Origin of the sequence: Methylomonas sp. AM2-LC (genome assembly GCF_039904985.1) — a bacterium.
Lineage (GTDB): Bacteria > Pseudomonadota > Gammaproteobacteria > Methylococcales > Methylomonadaceae > Methylomonas.
The window spans coordinates 2617062-2640320 of the sequence record NZ_CP157005.1; the positions used below are offsets into that span (position 1 = coordinate 2617062).

Annotated in this window: 18 protein-coding genes and 1 pseudogene; 7 read left to right on the forward strand and 12 right to left on the reverse strand. The window is 43.3% G+C overall.

Features of this window, described 5'->3' with window-relative positions; translation table 11 throughout:
* Nucleotides 1-159 precede the first annotated feature (159 nt).
* Nucleotides 160-531: a DUF4260 domain-containing protein gene (locus ABH008_RS11785; protein ID WP_347985814.1), complete on the reverse strand. Its 372-nt coding sequence runs from the start codon at nt 529-531 to the stop codon at nt 160-162.
* Between the two features lie 163 nt (nt 532-694).
* Here ABH008_RS11785 and ABH008_RS11790 point away from each other — a divergent pair, with 163 nt between their 5' ends.
* Entirely contained in the window at nt 695-1594 is a 900-nt protein-coding gene (locus ABH008_RS11790) for a LysR family transcriptional regulator (RefSeq protein ID WP_347985815.1), read from the forward strand.
* A gap of 779 nt (nt 1595-2373) precedes the next feature.
* Here ABH008_RS11790 and ABH008_RS11795 read toward each other — a convergent pair.
* From ABH008_RS11795 to ABH008_RS11815, 5 genes are all read right to left on the reverse strand, one after another.
* The gene (locus tag ABH008_RS11795) at nt 2374-3012 is read right to left on the reverse strand and encodes a hypothetical protein (protein WP_347985816.1); all 639 of its coding nucleotides are present in this window, start codon (nt 3010-3012) and stop codon (nt 2374-2376) included.
* Nucleotides 2999-3508: an exosortase family protein XrtM gene (gene xrtM, locus ABH008_RS11800; RefSeq protein ID WP_347985817.1), complete on the reverse strand. Its 510-nt coding sequence runs from the start codon at nt 3506-3508 to the stop codon at nt 2999-3001. Before xrtM ends, ABH008_RS11795 begins: the two co-directional genes overlap by 14 nt.
* 54 nt (nt 3509-3562) lie before the next feature.
* Nucleotides 3563-4735, reverse strand: coding sequence for a hypothetical protein (locus ABH008_RS11805; RefSeq protein WP_347985818.1), 1173 nt, complete (start codon nt 4733-4735; stop codon nt 3563-3565).
* A 274-nt stretch (nt 4736-5009) separates the two neighbouring features.
* A complete protein-coding gene (locus ABH008_RS11810) occupies nt 5010-6593 on the reverse strand; it encodes a tetratricopeptide repeat protein (RefSeq protein WP_347985819.1) in 1584 nt (527 codons plus the stop codon).
* Nucleotides 6594-7062: 469 nt separating this feature from the next.
* Nucleotides 7063-7626 carry a recombinase family protein gene (locus ABH008_RS11815; protein ID WP_347985820.1) on the reverse strand — a complete coding sequence of 188 codons (564 nt, stop codon included), beginning with the start codon at nt 7624-7626 and terminating at the stop codon, nt 7063-7065.
* Between the two features lie 235 nt (nt 7627-7861).
* Here ABH008_RS11815 and ABH008_RS11820 point away from each other — a divergent pair.
* Nucleotides 7862-8282 (forward strand): annotated as a pseudogene (locus ABH008_RS11820) (DUF4158 domain-containing protein); the annotation flags it as partial.
* Between the two features lie 78 nt (nt 8283-8360).
* Here ABH008_RS11820 and ABH008_RS11825 read toward each other — a convergent pair.
* Nucleotides 8361-9002: a response regulator transcription factor gene (locus tag ABH008_RS11825; protein WP_347985821.1), complete on the reverse strand. Its 642-nt coding sequence runs from the start codon at nt 9000-9002 to the stop codon at nt 8361-8363.
* Nucleotides 9003-9008: 6 nt separating this feature from the next.
* Nucleotides 9009-9575, reverse strand: coding sequence for a hypothetical protein (locus ABH008_RS11830; RefSeq protein ID WP_347985822.1), 567 nt, complete (start codon nt 9573-9575; stop codon nt 9009-9011).
* An 836-nt stretch (nt 9576-10411) separates the two neighbouring features.
* Between ABH008_RS11830 and ABH008_RS11835 the strand changes: the two genes are divergently transcribed.
* From ABH008_RS11835 to ABH008_RS11850, 4 genes are read left to right on the forward strand one after another with little or no spacing between them, the layout of a single operon-like run.
* Complete coding sequence (locus ABH008_RS11835; protein WP_347985823.1) at nt 10412-12904, forward strand: methyl-accepting chemotaxis protein; 2493 nt, start codon at nt 10412-10414, stop codon at nt 12902-12904.
* Between the two features lie 6 nt (nt 12905-12910).
* Nucleotides 12911-13465: a chemotaxis protein CheW gene (locus tag ABH008_RS11840; RefSeq protein WP_347985824.1), complete on the forward strand. Its 555-nt coding sequence runs from the start codon at nt 12911-12913 to the stop codon at nt 13463-13465.
* Between the two features lie 25 nt (nt 13466-13490).
* Entirely contained in the window at nt 13491-14318 is an 828-nt protein-coding gene (locus ABH008_RS11845; protein ID WP_347985825.1) for a protein-glutamate O-methyltransferase CheR, read from the forward strand.
* Nucleotides 14311-14811 carry a chemotaxis protein CheD gene (locus ABH008_RS11850; RefSeq protein WP_347985826.1) on the forward strand — a complete coding sequence of 167 codons (501 nt, stop codon included), beginning with the start codon at nt 14311-14313 and terminating at the stop codon, nt 14809-14811. Before ABH008_RS11845 ends, ABH008_RS11850 begins: the two co-directional genes overlap by 8 nt.
* A 61-nt stretch (nt 14812-14872) precedes the next feature.
* Here ABH008_RS11850 and katG read toward each other — a convergent pair whose 3' ends face one another.
* The gene (gene katG / locus ABH008_RS11855; RefSeq protein WP_347985827.1) at nt 14873-17092 is read right to left on the reverse strand and encodes a catalase/peroxidase HPI; all 2220 of its coding nucleotides are present in this window, start codon (nt 17090-17092) and stop codon (nt 14873-14875) included.
* Between the two features lie 488 nt (nt 17093-17580).
* On the opposite strand from katG, the gene ABH008_RS11860 reads away from it, so the two are divergent.
* A complete protein-coding gene (locus ABH008_RS11860) occupies nt 17581-18405 on the forward strand; it encodes an isocitrate lyase/phosphoenolpyruvate mutase family protein (protein WP_347985828.1) in 825 nt (274 codons plus the stop codon).
* Nucleotides 18406-18451: 46 nt separating this feature from the next.
* Here ABH008_RS11860 and ABH008_RS11865 read toward each other — a convergent pair whose 3' ends face one another.
* From ABH008_RS11865 to ABH008_RS11875, 3 genes are read right to left on the reverse strand one after another with little or no spacing between them, the layout of a single operon-like run.
* Complete coding sequence (locus ABH008_RS11865; RefSeq protein ID WP_347985829.1) at nt 18452-21103, reverse strand: molybdopterin-dependent oxidoreductase; 2652 nt, start codon at nt 21101-21103, stop codon at nt 18452-18454.
* Between the two features lie 5 nt (nt 21104-21108).
* Nucleotides 21109-22350 (reverse strand): FAD-dependent oxidoreductase, encoded by a 1242-nt coding sequence (locus tag ABH008_RS11870; protein ID WP_347985830.1) that lies wholly within the window; start codon nt 22348-22350, stop codon nt 21109-21111.
* Nucleotides 22347-23258, reverse strand: a complete 912-nt coding sequence (locus ABH008_RS11875; RefSeq protein ID WP_347985831.1) for a PhzF family phenazine biosynthesis protein — start codon at nt 23256-23258, stop codon at nt 22347-22349. Before ABH008_RS11875 ends, ABH008_RS11870 begins: the two co-directional genes overlap by 4 nt.
* Between the last annotated feature and the right edge of the window lies 1 nt (nt 23259).

A 23259-nucleotide genomic window follows, 5' to 3' on the forward strand; every position in this document is an offset into this window, starting at 1 on the left:
AAAAATGTGCAAGAATGGCCGTATTCAAGTTATTACCGTTATGTCGTAGCAGGGATTTATCCAAGAAATTGAGGTAACATAATCCCGCCTGATATTTGGGTATTGAACTCGATTGATGCGCCGCCCGTTGGTTGGCACATCCTACGCGCTAGCTATTTGTCAAATGGTGCCAAGATGTGTAACTTTAAACCCTTCTGGATATTTGAGTCCATAACCTAACATCCGATCAAAACCAATATGCACAAACCAAATAAGAGCCAAGGCTAATGACATGGTGCTTTCTGTACCCATGGCAACAAGAGCTAAAGTGCTAGGCAACAACGTTGAGTGGGTAATGTTGTAGACCTTTGCGCCAAATTGGGCATTAACTAGATACCCAAGGATTGCTAAGTCTGGTACTAATATAGTTGACCAAAATAGAGGCCATCCCCCGAATGAATGTTGCCAATAGATTGTTAGTGCCATGAGAAAGACAGCAAAGCCTTCTAGCTTTAACAAGGCTATGGGTGTTTTGAATAGCGTAAACATCATCAACTTCTCTCTATTTAGATTAAAAAATTTGGGTAAGGACTAGTACTAGGGAGCTACTTTAATTAACTTCATACTCTCCTTCAGACTGATTGGTGATTTTCGAATTTAATCATGAATTAAAATGCATTACAATTGCATATTTAATCAACCAAGCTATGCAAATATGATGGATGTTAAAAAACTTGATTGGTCATTACTACGCAGCTTCTTGGCTGTTATAGATTGCGGCAGCCTTCTTGGGGCGGCCAAAAAACTTGGCACCTATCAACCCACGCTTTCCCGCCAGATTACTGAGCTTGAGTCTCAACTGGGTGTGCCGCTATTCGAACGCACTGGTCGTGGTCTTAATCCTACGGTTACTGCACTAAAAATTGTTGAGGCAGCAAGAGAGATGGCGGTGGCTGCTGATAAAATTCAATCCGGTTTGCTTAAGGAACAAGGAAACAAGCTGGGGTCTGTCCGCATATCATGTAGCGAAATTGTTGGCTCTTTTCTAATGCCTATTTGCATCAAAAAATTGCGTATGGTTCATCCAGGCATTCAAATTGATCTTGTCGTTACAAATGAAGTAAGTAATCTATTGAGACGCGAAGCTGACATAGCATTACGCATGAGACAACCCACACAAACATCTTTGATTACGAAACATATTGGTGATATCGCATTTGGTGTGTTTGCGGCACCAAGCTATCTTGAGCGGTGTGGTATTCCCAATCAAGTCGATGATTTGCTTAAACACGATTTGCTCGGCTTTGATAAGGATGAGTCATTGATTCGGGGATTACAAGTAGCAGGTATATCAATTTCACGGAGCGATTTTTCTGTGCGTACGGATGATCAAGTCGCTTATATAAATTTGTTAGTAGAGGGTTGCGGTATTGGTTTTATCCCTAAGTATGTTGCGCATATGCTTAATGTTACATCAGTATTACCACATTTACCCCTCCCAACGCTTCCTGTTTGGCTTGTGGTTCATCGAGAAATAAACGGAAACCCGCTGATACGCACGGTTTTCGATTTTCTCTCGGATTCAATACCAATTGAGAGAGAAACATGGGAATAGGGCAGGGTTGAATGACAATGAAACCTAGCAAATGCTGTGAAATAACCAAATCTATAGTTATTTAATTTATGATTTGCATTTCAATTCTTATCTGTAACGGCTCGCATTTGAAAACAGTCGGGCTCGCATTTAGCGCCGTTTTGGGCTCAAAATAATTGCAAATGAAATAGCCGTCGGGCTCAGATTATCTGCAAATGAGCTTGCATTTATCCGTGTCGGCTCGCAATCCATTTTCGTGGGCTCATTTTATTTGCAAATGAATTCCCTGAAACCGGGGCATTCAGAATTAACTATCTTTCCCTTTTTGGGGTTATTTAACCAAAAGAACGGTTTGTTTCACGACACCTCTGGAGTCCTTGGTATTAGCGGCTTCCAGCCGAAATATCGATTTCAAATTCGCCAATTAGTTTTTTTATAACCTATTGAATATTAACAATATGTTCCGTATTATATAATTCATACTTGCCAATGAAGTTAATATGCTGCCAGTGAATGACTGAAAAACGCTGTATTTCTATGGAATACTTGCGATTTTTTGATTTAAATCAAAAATTACGCTTTAACAATAATGCCCACTATTGTTCCCTGTAGGCAGGATGTTCAATGCGGTTATACAGGGTTGGGCAATAATAGCCATTTTAAAATTGCTAATAAAATTTTTAATAACTTCTTGAATGTTAAGGTAACTCTTTCCATTGCAAAATTCATATTTGGTGATTAAATCTAAGCTGTGCAATATCTGCTAAATTACATTTAGCCCTTTTCACCCAAGACTTTCCTTACTGCATACTTGTTACGTTGACTTGCACACCCCGTATTAACCTACGTTGTAATTGAATACATAACCAAGCCGCCGTAATTCCCAACAGCCAGCGACCGCCCATTTCGCAAAACACCATCCAATCTACAAACCACGGGATAGGGCGTGGATTTTGACCTGTTAAAGCCATATCCTGAAAAGACATTTCCAGTATCCCCAGCAGATGGGCCGGTAAGATCGCTATGATGACTAGCACCGCCGTCAACAAACCCAACACAATCAGCAATAAACGCTGCGGCCAGCGCTGAACCGGCCAAACCAGCAGAATTGATCCCTCAATGACCAGCGGAACCAGGGAGTGCAGCAAGTGGATTGATGATTTTAAATCGGTTCCCGGTGGAATGACGAGCTTTGCGTTGATATAAACCGGGCGAAGCACCCAGGCGGATAATTCAATCGAATAGTCCAATTGGGATTGCGCCGACTTGACCACTTTTAAGTTGAGGGACAGTTCCTGCGACATCATCATCATGACTGCCCTAATCACAGGGAATAGCCCTTTTACCAGCCATTCCCCGAAATACAAAACCAAGCCGGACAAGATCAGCCAAGCCAGCAAGCCTTTCAGAGCCAGGAAAATTAAATCACGCCGGTTCATGGACCTTATTAACAGAACCGAGCGCCCACAAGATGAAATAGGCGCAACTGGTAATGACCATGAATGTCGGAGCCAGATAGGCATGAATGAACTGAAACCAGCCAGGGTGATAAGCAATGACGAAATATAACCCGCTGATGCGCAGCAGATTAATGATATAGATTAAGCTTATGCCCAACGCTACTCCAATCAGTTTCCAGCCCAGTTTTGACGGAAAGGCCAGAATGGCCGAAATCACCAAAAACAATACTCCGGCACCATCACAGCCGCGCACGATCTCCAGATCGGCTTTGGCTGAAATCAAATGATTTTGCAGCGGTAAAATCTGTTCCAGCGGGACGATCATATTGATTAAATCGGCACAAACCGTCACCATACCGTGGTAATAAATCACATTGATGAAGGTATCGATCGAAATTTTAAAATAAGCGTAGTCAAGCAGCACGTAACAGCCGACAAATAGAATAAATCTTAGCCATCCGTACTGATTTTTCATCGGATATATAATTAGCATTCGCGTTGTTTCGATCACAAACGAGAGAGTGAGCGACTACCTTAGATGACTGTCCTTTTCTTTTTGAATTACAAACGAAATAAGCAGAAGTAAAGCTCCCATTATCATGATCCCAAACTCAGAAAGTGCTGGAACGGTAGTACTCGTATAAGGTGGTGGTGGCGAAACGTATGCTACACCAACTGAAACAGGGCTAGCACTGCCCTTCAATGTTCCATTCCCTAAAAGACCGTTAGCCGAAACATTCCCCCAATCATAGACCGTCCCATTCTGACCTACTGCATAAAAAACAAAACCACCAAGGCCAATTTGTATCGATTGAATATTGCTTAATCCGTTAATTTGTGAAGCTACCGGACTAGGACTATTTTGGAAAAGCCAAGCTGTTCCATCATTTTTTAAAGCCAAGGAATAGTCTCCGCCACCTTGAGATGAACCACCAGCAGCGATAGCTGTGATATTGTTAAGTCCAGCAACTTTTATAAAACTTAATCCATTAGTACCGCCTGCTACCCATACCGATCCATCATTTTTTAGGATCACTGTGTGATTAGAACCACTTGCAATTGCCTTAACTCCAGATAAGCCAAATATTTGCGTGGGAGTCGATATACCGCAAAACATCACTCCACAGGTTGCTCCATTTCCGAATTGACCAGAGTAATTGTTCCCCCATGCCCAGACCGTACCATTATTCATCACTGCATAACTGGAAATTTCACTAGAGTTTGAATTGCTTGCAGCAATATCGACAATACCTGTAAGTCCAATTGCTTGCACCGGAGAGGATTGAGTATAAGTAAATTGACCTATGCCAAGCTCACCTACCTGATTATCACCCCATCCCCATACTGTACCATCCGATTTTAAGGCAAGAGCATGAGAACCACTGGTAGAAATTTTTTGAACATTAGAAATTCCAAATTGAACTAATCCAGAAGTAGCCGAGCCATTAGCTAGGCTCCAGACTGTTCCGTCATTTTTGACAAAGTAGCCACTATTTGTCAGTACTACCCCAGTTAAGCCGGGAATCGATACAGGTAAAAGGTAGGGACCGCCCCATGTTTGAACTGTCCCGTCTGCTTGCACAGAATAACTGTAATATTCATAAGTCCCATAACCAAAGTTTCCTCCATTAGCCATTGGAGTTATAGCATATAAGTTTGGTGCAATAAAACAGCATAAAAGCAATAGAGCATACTTTTTCATGATTAGAAACCATATAGGTTAAATAACAAAACAACTCCAAATAGATAGGCTACGTGGCCTATCGTCATGGGTTTTTGTTGAATATTTTGTTGGTGTGCATATGCTTAGCTTATGTGGCCCACGCACCCTATTTTTCATCAAATAATCTGTAATCTTAATCATACTTTCTGTAGATGTCATTTCGATGACAAATCCGAATACTCATGATATATGCTAGATGCACAGTGATATATGGTATGCTGTGTTCCAGCTGAGGAGAGCAACGTGTCATAAACTATTTTTCAATAGATGAATTTAATGCGTTGGTAAAAAAGTCTTCCCACCGTTCCAACACTTTTCTGTCTTTGAATAATTTTGAATTTCTTTCGAGGATTTTACTAGAGATAGTTTTTCTTAAAGTGTTATCAGAGGCTAAGTGAACAGCCAACTCAGTATAGTCGATTGGATTGTGTGCAATGCATTCCTCTATTTCCATTTTTCGATACATGCTAGATGTATGCCTTCCCCGTTGAAATTTGCCTGGAAGGGTAACGACTGGAGTACCGACAGTAAAAGCCTCAAGACTCGTATTCATTCCGTTAAAATGAATGGTATCGAGCACCACATCTGAAAGGATCAATAAATTGAGGTAATCGTTGTAATTCTGGCGAGGCAAAAACAATATGCGATCTGCGGCTTTGCCGATGGAGAGCTGAAATCGTTGTTTCAGTAATTTAGTCCAATACGGTATGTGCGCTTCCAAGCAAACGATGACGCCTTGCGAATCTCTGTTCAATATGTTTGCCAGAATAAGGTCAAAATCTGGATGAAATTTAAACAAAGTTTGCGGGCAAAAATAAAGGTGAGTTTGATCTTTAAGCCCAAAATAAGAACGTTTATTGACTTTGAAATTTATATTCGGAGCGTAGTAATAAGTGGGCGTCCCTACATTATGTAATCTGATTAATTTTTCGCTGTAATGAGAGTCTGCTTCTAGTGTTTCAAAAAAGTCGGTTGAAACAAAATAGTCAATATTATCAATTCCAGTTGTATCGGGATGTCCAAACGATACGCACTGTACCGGCGCTAAGCGGGAAAAAGCTAGATAATAAGTAAAGGGCTCCATACCTATATCTTGATAGAAAAGAATATCAAGCTTCAAATCGGCAATCACTTTTCTGGCGTCTTCAAGTGAATTAGGCAGAATGTGATAATGATCTGACGAATCCTGTATTAATTTAGAAACTGGATCGTTGATTACTGGTGGTACAAATAATGAGTGAACTTCAAACCGGTTTCTGGAAAGCTCTGCAATCAGCCCTCGGCTGGTTTTACCGATACTATGCAAATGGAAAAAGTTTGAAATAAATCCGACCCGAATTCGACTTTGTGTTTGACGTATTGTTAAACAGTGAGGTGCTGTCCAAACCAATGACGGGCAGGCCGACACCATCAGTTGAGCCACTTTGTTGTTTAGCTCAAGGTTGTCGAAGCCCTGAAATGCAAGATAGAAATTTGTTTTCCCTAATTCTTTCAACGGATCTTTTATCCGCACGCCAGTTTTTATGAGTTCATCTATTTTTGATGAAAATTCATTCCGCCAATCGACCAGAGCTTGTACAGAGGGAGCGATAATCGGTATTTGCAAAGCCGCTTTTATTTTAAGCGCGTCGGTAGGATAACTATGCAACAGCTTTTCAAATACTTGTTGTGCCTCGCTCATTCGACTTTGATTCGCTAAAACGCCTGCCAAACTGTATAGGGCTATTTGATGTGTTGGCTCTAACGCTAAGACTTTTTCGTAACATTCGATTGCGTCATCATTTTCATTTTGCTCAGCAAGTATGGAACCGAGATTTATCAAAGACTCTGGATTCAATGGGTTAAGACTCACCCAGCTTCTGAATATTTTGGCCGCTTCTTTGTATTTCCCCTGATTTCGCAAAGCCATACCTAAATGAAAATATAGGATCGGAAACTTAGGGTTTAAGCGTATAGCTAAGCGGTAGTTTTCTATGGACTTGTCCAGCTGGTGTAACGCTTTAAAACAATTGCCCAAGTTGTAAAAATAAGAAAAGTCTTTTTTTAGCGCTATGGCCTGATTAAAATAAAGTATTGCATCTTGATATTGCCCTTCCTGCGCTTCAATGTTACCGAGTAAATTATAACAGTCCGATATTTTAGGATTGGTCGATAATATTTTATGACAGAGTATCTTGGAGTCTGCGAGATTGCCTTGTTGAAAATATCCGATAGCAATGTTTAGAGCTTCTTGGATGGTTATCGTTTTATAAGTTTGCTGCTGAGGTGAAGGGTTCTGGGTATTCATATAGATTTACGAAAATTTATTACGCATCATTTTTTTTCAAAGTGGCTAGAATACGATAAACGGTAGCCTCTCCAATACTTAAATGTTTGGCAATGTTTCTTTTGGTTTTTCCGTTTTCAGCGAGGGTAACAACTTCTTGACGGAGTTCATTCGCCAAAGGTTTTCTGCCTTTGTACTTACCAGCTACCTTAGCTTTCGCAACACCTTCCCGCTGCCGCTCAAGCATCATTTCCCGTTCGAATTGAGCAACACCACCCAAAACAGTTAACATCAATTTTCCGGTCGGGGTTTGTGTGTCCATACCTAGATTAAGAATCCGCAAACCGACGGTTTTTTGTTCCAGTGTTTTGATGATGGTCATAAGATCGGAAACTGATCGAGCTAGTCGATCAAGCTTAGTGGCAACTAATACATCGCCTTCTCGTGCAAATTCTAAAGCAGCCTCAAGCTGGATCCGAATTGAAATGGATGACACTTGCTCCCGAAATATTTTTTCGCACTGGGCAATTTCGAGTTCCCGTAGTTGTGCTTCAAGACCAGCAATTTGATCGACGGTCGAAGTTCTGGCGTAGCCGATAATCATTTTCGCTCAAAAGAATTTAAGATGTTGTGATAGAGTGTCAATCATAAAGCAAAAATATGTCTAATGATAGATATTTATGGCATTTTCGAATCTATCACTAGACCATGGCCTAATGGTAGGCTAAATCTATCTTAATTTTACTCAGCTATATTTGCATAGTTAACCAACACCCAGAAAGGCGGTGGTGCAGAAAAAACCGTGCCATAACTTTATCCTCATCCAATATAGATTCAGCATGGCTCGACTATCGATTTTAACCCCAGACGAAATCAACGCTCTTTATGAAATACCCCCGCTTGATGATGAAGAGCGGTCTTTTTTGTTCTCCCTCGATATCAACGATGTAGCCGTTCTCGAAAGCTTTGATGACAACACTGCCCGAAAAGTGGATTACATCCTACAGCTTGGTTATTACAGGGCCGTCAATTACTTTTTCTTTTTCAGTTTCCAAAAAGTTAAAGCTGACGTAACGTTCATTATGCAGTTATATTTTCCTGAGGAACCTTTCGGTATCGACAAGCAGTCACTACCGGAACCGCTGCGAGGTCATGAATAAATTTGGCCTGAAAGAAGTCGATACTAATTTTCAGAGCCAATTATTAAAAGAAGCAAAGGCGCTAGTCAAACGACACGCTTTATCGATATTTGTGTTGGATTGCCGAAAAATGGGGTGCTCTGTCCATTTTTTGATTTATTCAACAAAGCCCGTTTGATTCGTTTAACTGACTTTGTTATTAAAGTAAGCGTGTGTTTAATAAGTTATGTTTTATGGCATAGTGGATTACTTCTGCATTGGTTGATAGTTGCATTTTTTTGAGTATCCGAGCGCGGTAAGTGCTAATGGTTTTCTGACTTAGCGAATATTCAATACCGATGTCTACTAGACGATTTCCTTTGGCGATGGCAAGAAAAACCAGATATTCGCGGTCGGTAAGTGATTGATGGGGTAGTCTAGTACTAGAGGTCAATTCGTTTGCCAGTAGTTCGCCTAAAGCACTACTGACATATTTGCCGCCGTTGGCTAATTTTTGAATGGCATCCACTAGTTTTTCGGCTGCGCATTCTTTACTTAAATAGCCTTGTGCGCCTGCTCTGAGTATCCTAATGGCATATTGATCTTCTGGATATGCGCTTAATACCAAGATTGGCTTATTTGGATGATATTCTTTAGCCATTTTAATCAAATCCAAAACATTTTTGCCAGGCATAGAGATATCCAGTATTAAAATATCCCAAAGATTAGTGCGTATTCCACTGATTGCTTCATCACCATCCGCCGCTTCAAAGGCGATTTCCATATCAGAAACCTCGTTAAGTATGAGCTTGAGGCCATTTCGAAACATGGCGTGATCATCCACCAGCATTACTTTAATCATACTTATCTAACTCCTTATGTCTTGAAACGGCATAGGTAATACTACTGTTTTTCTAGTCACTAGGCTACTAATAATCCTGAGTTTAGCAGCTAAGTATTGTGCATGTGAATGCCTGCTCAGGATGAGGTAGCCAGAGTCTGTTTGTTGTGTAATACGAGTGCTTTCTTCCGCTCTGATCAATGCCAGATGATTAGACAATTCGCGCTGTTTATGTTGACTGTTTTGCAATGCAGTTTCGGCCTGTTTTCGGGAGGTAATGTGCAACAAAATTACCAACAGTAATAGCCCTTTATCGTCAATAAACGCTATTGCCGAAACTTTATTATCGGCTAGCGTGCCATCTAGGTGGAGGAGCTTTACTTTGATTGCGTACACTTGAAAAGCGTTTGTCCACCCCAGATCAAATTTGGTAATCACCAAAGTAATGTCTGTTCGAGTGAGGCTGTCAAGGTATTGCTTGGGGGTGGCAATGTCTATGCTTTCAATTTCGGGACAGTCGACAAACGGGATTAGCCGAGTGATAGTCTGCTGGTAGACGTCATTATCAATTTGAAGAATTTTAAAATCACTCATTTAGTTTGTAACTATTCCAGACGGGGTTATAAATATTATTTTGAATGGAATAGTTGAATCTTAACCTCAGAAGGCCATTTTGCCAAGCTCAGAAATTTCCGTAATTCAACATACTTTGCTGCTGTTGGATAACTAAAAGATAGCATCACCTTATAAACTCACTAACGAGTATGTTTAATAAAATCGAATTCTTAATTTAATATTTCGTTTAATTTTTGATCAAGAATACTCATCAATGTAGGGAATTTAATTGTTATTAAATCCTTACCCTACAAAAAATGAAGAGAATAACTGATTTAATTGATACCAGTACTGGTCTATCTTAAGCCGTGTACTGGAGGAATTATTCATAGGATAAATCAAGCAAGATAAGGCGAAGCAATGACCGTGGGTTATCTGGAAGCAAAAATTGGCCACTATTTATTACAGGTACCGATGCGAAGTGACATAGACACTAAACTTGCCTTTTGCAAATTTCTGAAGCCTATGAGTGATGACATAAACAGATGGGAACGTTGAAAAACCACCCTTCGATACAACACAGGAGACCCCTGTCAATGCTCAAAAGCCGGGTTTTTCGAAGTTCCCAGATGCACAAGGCTATATACCATCCGACAGAACATTGGGCGCTGTTCAAGCACAAGTTTTCGCTGATTTTAAAGCGTTTGAACCATGTGGGCCCGATATTTAAGACCACAAACAATACATTTGTGCATATTTGCTGGCTATATGGAATCGCTCTCCAATATTTTAATAATTCCGTAAAAGTCCAAGTCATTATCCGAATTTAAATCACTTTTCAGATACTCACGTTTTGTCACAGGAGAGAGAGTTATATGAGCATTTTCAATATGTTTGCCAATCGCAGCAATCAACAATTTGATGCTGAACTTAACCGAGTTACCCAAGCTATTATCGCTGGGCGTATAAATGAGCGTTTCAATACCACGGGTAGTAGCCATGAAGCACAACACATTGGCGAGTCGATCAATCAAATTCTGGATGCGATCGTTCAGCCTCTGAAAGTAACGGCAGAATGTGTCGAAAGTATTTCCATAGGTGCTGTGCCTGCCAAAATTGTTGATCATTACACGGGTGACTTTACTGTCATTAAGAATAATCTTAATTTGATTATTGACACTATCACGCAGCAGGCAGCGGTGACCCAAGCGTTAGCTGACGGTGATTTCTCGGTAAAAGTGAATGTACGATCGGAAAACGATGCAGTGGCTAAAAGTCTGGTGAGTGTTATTGAGGTGCAACAGAGCTTGAATAGGGAATTACAACGGCTCACCGTCGCCTCAAGAGATGGCCAGCTTAGCGAACGGGGTAAACCGGAGCTTTTCAAAGGCGGATATGGGGAAATAGTGAGTGGTGTAAACCAGATGTTAGACGCCATTTTACTACCTATTGGTGAAGGGAATCGGATTTTAGCGCAAATTTCCAACGGTAAAATCGACGAGTTAATCGCCCAGACTTACCAGGGTGACCACGAAAAGATGAAATTAGCGGTCAACAATGTCGCTACAACACTTCAGGGCTTACAAAATGAACTCCAGCGCCTCACAGTCGCCTCAAGAGAAGGGCAGCTTGCCGAACGGGGTAAACCGGAGCTATTCAAGGGTGGATATGGGGAAATAGTTAGGGGGGTAAACCAGATGCTGGATGCTATTCTATTGCCAATTGGTGAAGGCAATCGGATTCTGGCACAAATTTCCGTAGGCAAAATTGATGAATTAATCGCTGAGACTTATCAGGGCGATCACGAAAAAATGAAATTAGCGGTCAACAATGTCGCTACTTCACTACAAGGGCTACAACATGAATTACAGCGTCTAACCTTAGCTTCTACAGAGGGCCAGCTCTCTGAACGGGGTACGCCCGAGAAGTTCAATGGCGCCTATGGGGAAATCGTCAGTGGTGTTAACCATATGTTAGATGCCATTCTGTTACCTATCGGCGAAGGCAACCGTATTTTGAGTCTAATTAGCGGCGGAGACTTGCGCCAGCGGGTAGAAATCGCCTGTAAAGGCGATCACGATAAAATGAAACAGGCAGTTAATGGTGTGCATAGCTGGCTATCCGACTTGATTGTGTATGTTACCAAGATTGCGAGTGGTGATATGAATGCGGAAATGGCGAAAGCATCCAGTGATGACCAGATACACGAATGGCTATTACTGCTCAAGCGTAATATTCAGGCTTTAGTAACGGATGCTAACTTGCTGTCAGTGGATGCGATTGGAGGTCGTTTAGAAACACGTTTAGATATCAGTAAACATCAAGGCGATTTTCGTAAAGTTGTGCAAGGCTTGAACGATACCATGGATGGCGTGGTACTGCCGCTGCATGAAGCCATAGAAGTTTTGACGCTTGTCGAACAGGGCAACCTAACCCAAATAATCAAAGGTGACTACAATGGTCAGCTAGACGACTTTAAAAATACTGTTAACAATACCATCGCTAAGTTATCGCAAACCATCGCCGAAGTTATCAGTTCCGCTGACCAATTAAGTAATGCCTCTGAACAAATCAGCGCTACTTCGCAGTCCTTGTCTCAAGCTTCCACCGAACAAGCCGCTAGCGTCGAGGAAACAACGGCCAGTGTTGAACAAATGGCAGCCAGTATCAACCAGAATGCCGAGAACGCCAAAATCACCGACGGTATGGCGGGAAAAACTAACAAAGAGGCTATCGAAGGCGGTGCAGCAGTAAAACAGACCGTGGATGCTATGAAGCTCATTGCCAATAAAATCGGCATCATCGACGACATTGCCTATCAAACCAATATGTTGGCCTTGAACGCCGCTATCGAAGCGGCGCGGGCTGGTGAGCACGGTAAAGGTTTCGCGGTGGTGGCGGCTGAAGTCCGCAAGCTGGCTGAGCGCAGCCAAATTGCGGCACAGGAAATCGGTACACTAGCCGAAACCAGTGTCAAGACAGCTGAAACCGCAGGTACACTACTGGATAACATTGTACCGAGCATTGCTAAAACCTCTGATTTAGTGCAGGAAATTGCCGCCGCCTCACTGGAACAATCGTCAGGAGTCAGCCAGATCAATATCGCAATGAACCAGATGAATCAGATTACCCAGCAAAATGCCTCTACCAGTGAAGAATTGGCAGCAACTGCTGAAGAAATGACTGGACAGGTTGAACAACTGCAAAAATTGATGAGTTTTTTCAACATTACCGATCACAATGATGCATCGTTACGGCATTCCGCAACAAAAAGCCCCCATAAGGCGGTTAAATCTAAACCAATCTTGCAGGTTAATCGGACTAACGCCAAATCCGAATTTGAATTAAAGAATTTCGAACGCTTCTAGGAGTGGATGATGGCAACAACGATCACAACACTGACCAAGAAATCGGCAACTGTGCTGACTGACGATCAAGCTGTCAGTACTGGCCAATATCTCACCTTTTTGTTGAGCGGTGAGGTTTATGCGCTGGGCATATTAAATACCAAGGAAATTATTGATTACGATTACCTGACCGAAGTGCCGATGATGCCCGCTTTTGTGCGCGGCGTCATCAACTTACGCGGAAGTGTAGTGCCGATAATTGATCTATTGGCGCGTTTCGGCAAGGGAATGACTCCGATTGCTAAACGCACGGGGATTGTTATCGTCGAAATCCCAAACGATAGCGAAGACGACAGTCAACAATACATTGGTATTATAGTTGATGTAGTGAATGAAGTTGTTGATATCAGTCCACAAGAGATTGAACCCGCACCGAATTTTGGCACTGGCATTCGCCCTGATTTCATCAATGGTATGGCAAAGCGAAATGACCGATTTATTATTTTGCTTAACATCGACAGGGTGTTGTCGGTTAATGAGATGGCAAGCTTAAGTAAAACTGTTGTGGATGGTTTTGTATGAGATGGCGATGATAAATGTGGAGAATATGCTCAGTTCTCGGGTCACGCCAGTATTGGAAAATCACGAGTTTATGTGGATCAAGGACTATCTCTATAAACATGCGGGCATTGTGTTAACCGACAACAAACATGCGCTAGTTTCTGGACGCTTGGATAATCGTGTACGTAGCCTTGGATTATCCAGTTATAGCGAATATTTTCGATTACTCGGTAAGCCAGGATGCGAGTTAGAAACTCTGATGGCCATCGATTTGTTGACTACCAATGAGACCTATTTCTTTAGAGAACCTAAACATTTCGACTTTCTCAAAAACCAGATTTTCCCCCAGCATCCGGCTGGTCAGCATTTGCGGATTTGGAGTGCCGCCAGTTCTAGCGGTGAAGAAGCCTATACGCTGGCCATGATAGTGGCTGAGTATGCAAAAACCAGTCAATGGGAAATCGTCGGCACCGATATTTCCACTCGAATACTGGAAAAAGCACGTAATGGTTTATATCCTATGAGCGCTTCGGAAAAAATCCCTATGCAGTTGTTAAAAAAATATTGTTTGAAAGGTAAAAATGAACGTGATGGCTTTTTCATAATTGATTCAGTTCTACGCAGTCGAGTTAAATTTATCTATGCCAATTTGATTGAACAATTACCTGATATAGGTAGTTTTGACATTATTTTTTTACGCAATGTCATGATTTATTTTGATAGTCGGACAAAACAACGCTTGCTTGAACGTATTCAGTGCTATTTGCGAGCTGGCGGTTATTTTATTATTAGCCATTCTGAAAATCTTAATGGCATGCAAAGTGATTTGAACATGATTTCTCCATCGATATACCGGAAAATTGGCTATGAATAGCGAATTAACGACCCCCGATTTTTGCGTGGATGTTTTTTTGAACCCCGGCGAATTTTATTTTGGTGCTAAGGATACGCGGATCAGAACCATGCTGGGTTCTTGCGTGGCGATTACCCTATGGCATTCGTGTTTGAAGATTGGTGGCATGTGTCACTACATGTTACCCGTGCGGGACAGTCGAAATAGGAACACAGAGCTGGATGGTCGTTATGCTGATGATGCGATGACTTTATTCATGCGTGAGCTTAACAAAACAGCTAGCCTACCGATCAATTATGAAGTCAAAATGTTTGGTGGTGGCGATCAATTTCCCGGATATGCTAATGGCGAATTGATCAGTATACCGGCTAATAATATCCAGATTGGCCACAAATTATTAAAACAGTATGGATTTTCCATTACAGCCGAGCATATTGGTGGTACCGGTCATCGGAATGTGATTTTTGATGTTTGGAGCGGTGAAGTTTGGATCAAGCATGTTGCCATATGTTAGCGCTTGAATCAAAGGTGGCGCTGTTCAATTATGAATAAATTGAACAGCGCTGCTTAACGTATCATTGATCAAAGCGATCCAAGTTCATTACCTTAGTCCATGCGTTAATAAAGTCTTTTACAAATTTCTCGTTGGCGTTATCGTAGGCATACACTTCTGCAACCGCACGCAACTCTGAGTTGGAGCCGAAAATTAGATCTACCGGTGTAGCCGTCCATTTAACCTGGTCGTTTACGCGATCATGTCCCTCGTAAAGTCCTTCGGGTGTTGCCTTGCTCCATTTGGTAGACATATCCAGTAGATTAACAAAAAAGTCGTTAGTCAATTGGCCGGGGCGGTTGGTCAATACACCGTTTTTGCTATGTGCGCTATTTGCATCCAGCACTCGCAAACCACCCACCAGAACCGTCATTTCGGGTACGCTTAAGGTTAAATTGTTGGCGCGCTCAATCAACAATTCAGTGGGGGAGCGGGTGTTATCTTTAGCAAAGTAATTGCGGAAGCCATCGGCCTTAGGTTCTAAAACTTGGAAAGAGTTAACATCGGTTTGCTCTTGTGTGGCATCCATTCTACCCGGTGTAAAGGGTACCTGTACGCTGTAACCGGCTTGCTTGGCGGCGGCTTCTACGGCTGCAGTACCGCTTAACACGATTACGTCGGCCAGCGATACTTTCTTGCCGCCTTTAAGCGACTGGTTAAAATCTTTTTGGATGCTTTCCAGGCGATTTAGCACAGTAGTAAGTTCAGCTGGATCATTGGCCTCCCAATCTTTCTGCGGGGCCAGACGTAAACGCGCACCGTTAGCGCCACCACGTAAATCGGTACCTCTAAAGGTTGCGGCTGCAGCCCAAGAAGTCTTAACCAATTCTGGCACCGTTAAACCAGAAGCCAGAATGCTTGCTTTTAGTTTGCTAATATCCTTGGCATCGATCAACTTATGATCTACTTTGGGGATAGGGTCTTGCCAGATGAAATCTTCGGCAGGTACCTCGGCACCTACATAGCGCGCTTTAGGTCCCATATCGCGGTGGGTTAATTTGAACCAGGCTTTAGCAAATGCAAGTTCGAAGTCTTTAGGGTTATCCAGAAAACGCTTCGAAATTTTTTGATAATCCGGATCCATTTTCAAAGCAATATCCGTGGTAAACATAATAGGCACATGACGTTGAGTGGAGTCGTGCGCATCGGGTACAAAGTTTGCGCCTTGACCATTTTTTGGAATCCATTGTGTCGCGCCAGCCGGACTTTTACTGGTTTCCCAATCAAAGGTATACAGCCAAGTCAGGTAATCATGTGTCCAGCGTGTTGGATTGGTTGACCATGCACCCTCTAAGCCACTGGAAACCGTATCGACGCCATTACCCTTGCCACATTTGTTCTCCCAGCCCAAGCCTTGTTGTTCTATGCCGGCTGCAGCGGGTTCTTTGCCTACGCATTCGGCTGGCTTATGTGCGCCGTGTGCTTTGCCGAATGTATGACCACCCGCAATTAGTGCCACTGTTTCTTCGTCATTCATGGCCATACGGCCAAAAGCGACACGAATATCTTTAGCAGCCAGCAGCGGATCTGGGTTGCCGCCTGGTCCTTCTGGATTAACGTAAATTAAGCCCATTTGCACAGCAGCCAATGGTTTATTTAAGTCTCCTTTACCATCGTGACGTTCGTCGGCCAAGAATTTCTTTTCGCCACCCCAATTAACGTTCTCCGCTTCCCAATCATCGGCACGACCACCCGAAAAACCGAGTGTTTTGAAGCCCATATCCTCCAAGGCTACATTGCCTGCCAGTACCATCAGGTCGGCCCATGACAGTTTGTTGCCGTATTTTTGTTTTACTGGCCACAACAAGCGCCGGGCTTTGTCCAGGTTTACGTTATCCGGCCAGCTGTTCAAAGGTTCAAAGCGTTGCTGACCACCGGAAGCGCCACCGCGACCATCGAATATGCGGTAAACACCAGCACTATGCCAGGCCATGCGAATAAAAAATGGTCCGTAATTACCATAGTCGGCTGGCCACCAAGGCTGGGATGTTTTCAGCACTGTTGCAATGTCATTTTTTACAACTTTCAGATCCAGGGTTTTAAATTGTGCAGCATAGTTAAATGTTTTACCCAGCGGGTTGGATTCAACCGAGTTCTGGCGTAAGGGTTTTAAATCTAACTGTTCCGGCCACCAGAAACTGTTTACAGTCGGTTGTGTATCGGCTAAAACCGTGCTGGTCGTTAATACAGAAAATACGGCGACTGCAATTGCAGTGACCTTGAATGATGGTTTAATCTTCATAAAGCACCTCTACTACTGGTTTAGGGGAAATCAATACCCGGTAAGGGTTGTTATCAATTATTATTTAGCTTATTTATAGTCAAACTGGTGCATGTTTAAGAGTGCAGGGCTGTAGTTTATGAATTAGCGTAGTGTTTATGTTTGCAAATGCAACTTTGTATCCGTAAGGATTTGCATAATGCATGGGTAACTGTGCTTATCATATAGCGACTCCTGCCATTTTAGGCATGCGACTTGGTTTTTACATTGGTTTAGCAAACCTGAACAGTATCCTTGTTATTCGGGTTGGTTATAGTCTAGTAGCGCACAGACTCAATGTATAATCGATTGTTTTGATAAATACGATAGATAAAAGCTATCGTTGAGAAGCTGGCCTAGACTATTTTAGGGTAGTCAATTACGCTAAGTAAGCGCTTAGCAATTAATCAGTATGTGTTTTTTACGTCGGATCGGCTAGTCCGTTTATATTTAATTATCTGAAGCTTACCATGAAAAATCAGATCGAAAAGTCCAAGGAGTTTGTGGAGTTACATCAAAGCGGGAATTGTTTTGTGATGCCAAATCCTTGGGATATTGGCTCGGCTAGGTTACTTGCACAGCTTGGCTTTAAAGCCATAGCCTCAACTGGAGCAGGATTTGCTTTTTCTCGAGGCAGCAGCGACTTGAGCATTAATGTACGTGATATGCTTCCACACCTTGCTGAATTGTCAATGGCAACTGATCTGCCGCTAAGTGCAGATTTGCAAAATGGATTTGGTGACAGTGCAGATGATGTTGCGCAAACCATATTGGCGGTGGCAAAAACGGGTATCGTTGGTGGTTCCATAGAAGATGCTAGCGGAAATGCAGATAATCCTATCTATGACATTGAATTAGCCGCTGAACGCATTTTAAGTGCCGCAGCGGCAGCCAAAACGCTGGGTTTTAAGTTTATGTTAACAGCGCGTGCGGAGAATTATCTCTATGGTAAACCCGATATTGGTGACACCATTCGGCGTTTACAAGCGTATCAAGAAGCGGGTGCCGATGTTTTGTTTGCACCGGGTATTCAATCGAAACATGACATTCAAGCCATCTTGCAAAACATTGATAAACCGCTCAATGTTATCATGGGTTTTAATGGTATTCAGCTAAGCGTGTCGGAGTTACAAGAACTAGGTGTGACACGTATTAGTTTAGGCGGCTCACTGGCAAGAGCGGCCTACGGCGCTTTTCTGCGTGCTGCCACAGAAGTACAATCGGCTGGCACTTTTAATTATGCGACTGAAGCAGTGTCTGCTAAAGAATTGAATGGCATATTCGCATCTTACTAAAAGTTTAAATAAAGAAATCAATCGAGTCTGACCCTTTGATATGCTTTTAAAACAAAGCCTTAATCTCCGGCAGACAAGATCCACAGTTTGTACCAGCTTTTAGGCAGCGCCCCACCTCTTGAACGGTTTTTAAACTCTGGCTGGCAATGGCGTTACGTATTGTGGTTTCGCCCACGTTAAAACAGGCACAGATGATGGCGCCACAATCCGGTTTGCCTTGCGGAGGTTTACCGCTGAGTAATGCACTACGTTCTGAGGTATCCAGTTGGTTTTTGGCAAATAAGCTGCCTAGCCAGGCGCGTTCTGGCAGGGTGTTGGTACCATCAATAAAAATAACCGTATCTAATTCGTTCTCATGCAGATAGGCGGCTCTATATTGTTGTAAGCCAGAGTCTGCATATTCCATTACATCGTTTGCGGTTTGATGACTATTTGGCAGATGCTGGCTTATCCAATCCGGCCAGGATTGCGATAAAGCCGCGCTTGCCAACTCGTATCGGTAATAATGATCTGCTTTATTTTTAATCCAGTACTCAATATTATCCAGCTTTAATGCGTGTCTGGATAATATAAAAGCGTACCAATCGGGTGTGTAGGGGCTAATGCGTACCGGGGTATGTTTGCTTTCTGCTTGTTTGGAAATGGGATCGACAACTGGATTAACCAGGCTGCCCATGCGACCCTGACTGGCATATTGAGCTGTCCAGTGCATGGGTACAAATAGCTGGCCGGATTGCTGTTGGTCGGTGATGGTTACCCGTGCCAGCATACTTCCCCAAGCCGTTTCGATTTTTGCCAGACTGTTAGCTATTAAGCCATACTGTTGGGCGTCTAGCGGATGTATTTCGACACAGGGCTCTGGTTTATGTTGATTCAGTTTGGCTGACAGCGCTGTGCGCGTCATAGTGTGCCATTGATCACGCAAACGCCCGGTGTTTAAAATCAGTGGGTAGTGTTTATTGGGTTGATTTACGGGTAATCGGGGTGTAATGGCAATAAATTGCGCTTTACCCGATGCGGTAAAATACTGCCCATCCGCAAACAAACGCGCACGTCCTTCTGGATAGTGTTGATTAACTGGCCATTGTGTGGGTTGCAGTTGCTCATAACTTACTGGCGTAATATCCGCATACGCGGAAATATCAAAATCACGTTCACCGTGTTGCTGATTATTCTCAAAACCGGATAAGGCCGCATGTTCTCTAAAAATATCGGCAGCACTTTGATAGGAGAACGCCTTTGCAAAGCCAAGTCGTTTGGCAACTTCACTGATTATCCACCAATCGGGTTTTGCTTCACCTGCGGCGGGGAATAAGGCTCTTTGTCTGGAAATGCGGCGTTCAGAATTGGTTACCGTGCCGTCTTTTTCGCTCCAACCCACGGCGGGTAATAATACATGGGCGTAAGCGGTGGTGTCGGTTTTCTCTATACAATCAGACACTACCACAAACGGGCATTTTGCAAGGGCTTGTTTTACCTTATCGGCATTCGGCATGCTCACAACCGGATTGGTACCCATAATCCACACAGCTTTTACCTTGCCATCATGTATGGCGTCGAATAGCTCCACTGCCGCATAGCCCGGTTTTTGGGCAATGTTGTCAGTACCCCAAAAACGCGCCACTCGTTCTATATCGGCTGCATTGGAAAAATCCATATGTGCTGCCAATTGATGCGATAAGCCTCCCACTTCCCGTCCGCCCATGGCGTTGGGTTGTCCGGTTAAAGAAAACGGCCCCATGCCGGGTTTACCTATTCTGCCCGTGGCTAAATGGCAATTGATGATGCTGTTAACTTTATCGGTACCTGAGGAGGATTGATTTACGCCTTGACTGTACAAGCTCATGACTTTTTCGGTTTCGCTAAACCAGCGGTAAAACAAGTCGATATCGGCTTTGGGTAAGCGGCAAACGCTAGCGATTTTTTTAAGGGTGAGCGTGGCTTGTGATAATGCCGCGGAAAATCCCTCTGTATGGGTTTCAATATAAGGCTGGTCTAGCGCGTTATGTGCAGCTAAGTACTGTAATAAACCATTGAATAAAGTGGTGTCGCTACCGATAGCAAGGGGTAGATGTAAATCGGCGATATCGCAACTGTTGGTTCTGCGTGGATCTATCACTACCACTTTGAGTGCCGGATTTGCTGCCTTGGCGGCTTTGATGCGTTGAAAACTAACCGGATGACACCAAGCTGCATTAGAACCTATTAACAGTATCAGGTTGGCGGATTCAAAATCTGCGTAACAACCGGGTACTGTATCTGCACCAAAGGCGCGTTTGTGGCCAGCTACCGAAGACGACATACATAAGCGGCTATTGGTATCCATATTGCCACTGCCGATAAAGCCTTTCATCAGTTTGTTGGCAACATAATAATCTTCGGTTAGTAATTGTCCTGAGCCGTATATTGCCACTGCGTCTGGGCCGTGTGTATCGATAATGTCTCTGAATGTGCTTGCAACTAGATCGAGTGCCGTCGGCCAGTGACTGTCTTGTCCGGCAATTTTGGGTTGTAACAAGCGGCCGTCTAAAATAACGGTATCGGCCAATGCCGAGCCTTTTGAACACAAACGTCCAAAATTGGCCGGATGCGACTTATCACCCTGAATAATCACCTGGCGCAGGTCGGTGTTTACTTCAGCATCTATACCGCATCCGACGCCACAATAAGGACACGTGGTTTTAACAAGAGTAGCCATGTGTATTAAACAGGGGAGGGGGCTGCGGCATTGCCCGATAACGGCCCGCCAAAAATCAATGCTTGCCGCTGATCAGCAATATTGGTTTTTTGTTCAATTAATTCTTGATACCAGCTACCTAATGCGGTGTCGCCATATAACACAGCGCCCTGTAATTGGTTGTGCTTAACGATGAGTTTTTTGTAGATGCCTTGTTTTACATCATTATAATGAATCTGTTCGCACTGCTCATCACCCAAGAAATTACCCACCGAAAAAAGCTGGATGCCTGTTACTTTTAGTTTGGTGGCGGTAGGCAAGGTGACATATTCTGCCATACCGTGTGCGCTTAGATGATTGGCACAGACTTTGGCTTGTTCAAATAAGGGTGCCACTAAACCAAACGTGGCGCCACGATGTTGTATACATTCGCCGACGGCATACACACAGGGATCATAGGTTTGTAGGGTATCGTTCACCACAATGCCACGCTCACAATACAAGCCCGCACGTTTGGCCAAGCTAATATCGGGCTGCACACCAATGGCCATAATCAATAAATCACAGGGCAACTGGCTGCCATCGCTAAAGTACACTGTTTGGATATGCTGTTCTGCATTGCCGACTAAATGGCTTATTTGTGCAGACATTTTGAATTTAACGCCCCGGTTTTCCAAGTTGCTTTGCAGCATTTGTCCAGCCTGTCTATCCAATTGCCGATTAAGCAATATCTCGTTATTATGAATAACGGTAACATCCATACCTCTTTGCAATAAACCATTAGCGGCTTCCAAACCTAATAAGCCACCACCCAACACCACGGCTTGTTGGTGAGTTTCGCAGTATGACAGCATGGTATTAACATCTAAAATGTCGCGAAAACCAATGACACCCGTTAAGTTGATGCCGGGAATATCTGGAACCACTGGTTTGGAACCCGTGGCTATCAGTAAACGATCATATTCTGCGACGGTGCCATCGCGTGCGACTACTTTGCGCAGACCACGCTCAATGCTGACTACTGCTTTATCGTGGCCTGCATGCAATTGCAAACCGTTGTCGTCATACCATTGTTTGTTATTAATAATAATGTCTGCCATGTTTTTCTCACCGCTTAATACGGCAGATAACAGTATGCGATTATAGTTGCCGTAGGGTTCTGCGCCGAATACGGTGATACTGTATTTGTCGGGTGCCGACTGTAATAATTCTTCGACCGTTTTCATACCGGCCATGCCGTTGCCAATGACGACGAGTTTCTGTTTCATAATTCGAAGGCTCCCGTTGCCGTTAGTACGGCATGTCCACCAATGCGAACCGTTAACGATTCTTCGTGTTTATTATCCATTTCCAGATTAATAACACTGCGACGGCTATGTTCATCGCCTCTATCGACACTAAATACATGTGTACCTTTGCGTGTATGTTCAAAAGAACATAAATAGGCACAAAAAGCGGGCATAGCACTGCCTACTGGCGGGTCTTCATGCAGTGCGATACGTGGGCCTAACAAGCGTACGTTGAAATCGGCGTCCGCATAAGGCGATTTTGGCGCAAAAATGATAATTTCCTGAGCGGCGGTTTGCGGTGCAATTGATTGGCTCCAAGCGGCGTAGTTGAAGCGGGCGGCTCTGACGGCTTCATAATTCCATACCGACACTATCAGATAGGGAAACCCGCATGATACCAAACGCGGTGCGTATTTCTTGTGATCCAGTGCTGATAGCTTAATGCCCAGAAATTGTGCCAATTCTTCATCACTGGGTGCAAATCTATCCACTAGGGGTTTAACCGTGCGTGAAAATTGCACAAAATTGGGTTTGTGATCTGCGCCGGAGATATAAACATCGATAGCGCCAGCATTTTGTTCAAACACCATGGCTGATAGCGGGGTGGATAGATCGACTTCGCCACATAATCCTAATATATAGCCAGCAGCGATGATTGGATGTCCGCCAAAATCTACTTCTATTAACGGCGTAAAAATACGCATGCGCCTATGCTGTATACCCTGGCTGCTTTTAAAAATAAACACGGTTTCTGATAAGTTTATTTCACGGGCAATTAAGGCCATGTGTTTGGCATCGAGACCATCGGCGTGCGGAAATACTGCAATCTGCGCACCATTAAAAATTTGTTGCGTAAATACATCGGCAATATAGTAATTATATTTCATC